Below are 1,834 nucleotides of genomic sequence, written 5' to 3' on the forward strand. Positions count from 1 at the left end.
ATAATTCCGTTTGACGTCAATTCTTTTTCGCGGTGGAAATCTTTTGTTTCGCCGTTTTCAAAAACCAAAACTCCCGAACGATTTTCTCGTTGGATGTGAACATCGTTTGTTACAATATTTTCTTTTTTCGATGATAGAAATTTTTCTATGTCATTCAGAGGAAAAACCATTCTCTCTTTTTTCGTTTCTACTGCTTCATCATAAATCATCAACGAGCGCAATCGTTTCGATAACATCCATTGCGGTTCGTTGTTTCGTCGTGAATGTTGTTCTATGAATTCACGCGTAAGTTTTTTTTCTTTGAGTAATGTGTCTTGCATTTAATATAAACTTGATTGTACGTCTTGCTGAACTTGTTTCAGCATCTTTTTTAGATGCCGAAATAAATTCGGCATGACGAATTTTCTATCCTACTGAACCTTCAAGAGAAATTTCCATCAATCTCTCTGCTTCCACTGCAAATTCCATCGGAAGATTATTGAATACTTGTTTCGCAAAGCCGTTCACAATCATCGAGATTGCATTTTCTTTTGTAATGCCGCGCGACGTGAGATAAAATATTTTGTCTTCACCGATTTTCGATGTCGTTGCTTCGTGTTCCGTTATCGTTGTCGGATTATCAATTTCCAAAACGGGAAATGTATTCGCGCTGCATTGAGAACCAAGCAACAACGAATCACATTGTGTAAAGTTGCGCGCGTTGGTTGCATTCGGAGAAACACGCACCAAACCGCGATACGTATTTTTTCCAAAGCCGGCAGAAATTCCTTTCGAGATAATTGTGCTGCGCGTATTTTTTCCGATGTGCAACATTTTCGTTCCCGTATCTGCTTGCTGATGATTCGCCGTAACTGCAACGGAATAAAATTCTCCAATCGCATTATCGCCTTTCAATATGCACGAAGGATATTTCCACGTAATTGCCGCACCGGTTTCGACCTGGTTCCAAGAAATTTTGGAATTTTTTCCTGCGCAAATTCCACGCTTTGTAACAAAATTATAAATGCCGCCTTTGCCATCTTTATCGCCAGTATACCAATTTTGAATCGTGGAATATTTTATCGTCGCGTTATTCATTGCAACGAGTTCGACCACTGCGGCGTGCAACTGACTTTCCGAACGACGCGGCGCAGAACATCCTTCGAGATACGAAACATACGCATCATCATCCGCAATAATCAACGTGCGCTCGAATTGTCCCGTGTTTTCTGCATTGATTCTGAAATACGTCGAAAGTTCCATCGGACAATGTACGCCTTTCGGAATATAGCAAAACGTTCCATCGGAAAAGACAGCGGAGTTCAGCGTGGCAAAATAATTATCGGTGTACGGAACAACAGAACTCAAATATTTTTTCACCAGTTCAGGATGCTTTTGAATCGCTTCGGAAATCGAGCAGAAAATTATTCCGTGCTTTGCGAGTTCGTCTGCAAATGTTGTTGCAACGGAAACGCTATCAAACACAGCATCAATCGCGACGCCGCTCAACATTTTTTGTTCTGCGAGCGGAATGCCGAGTTTCTCGTACGTTTTCAAAATTTCCGGGTCAACTTCATCGAGCGAAGAAAGTTGCTGTTTCTTTTTCGGTGCGGCGTAATAAATAATATCGTTGTAGTTTATTTTCGGATAGGAAATATGCGCCCACGTTGGTTCTTTCATTGTAAGCCAATGACGATACGCTTTCAAGCGATAGTCGAGCATCCATTCGGGTTCGTTTTTCTTTTGCGAAATGAGTCGAACGATTTCTTCGCTCAATCCTTTTGGAATTGTTTCCATTTCAATATCGGTTACAAAACCGTATTTGTAATCTGTAGAAACGAGTTCGTGTACTTGT

The 1,834-nt window shown here is 40.8% G+C and carries 2 protein-coding genes; both read right to left on the reverse strand.

Features of this window, described 5'->3' with window-relative positions; genetic code table 11:
* Nucleotides 1-320: hypothetical protein (locus FJ218_11450; protein MBM4167517.1), on the reverse strand; the 320-nt coding region annotated here is incomplete at its 3' end.
* A gap of 85 nt (nucleotides 321-405) precedes the next feature.
* The coding region (gene sufB / locus FJ218_11455) for a Fe-S cluster assembly protein SufB (GenBank protein ID MBM4167518.1) at nucleotides 406-1,834 on the reverse strand (1,429 nt) is incomplete at its 5' end.

The sequence above is a fragment of the Ignavibacteria bacterium genome, assembly GCA_016873775.1.
Lineage (GTDB): Bacteria > Bacteroidota > Ignavibacteria > UBA10030 > F1-140-MAGs086 > JAGXRH01.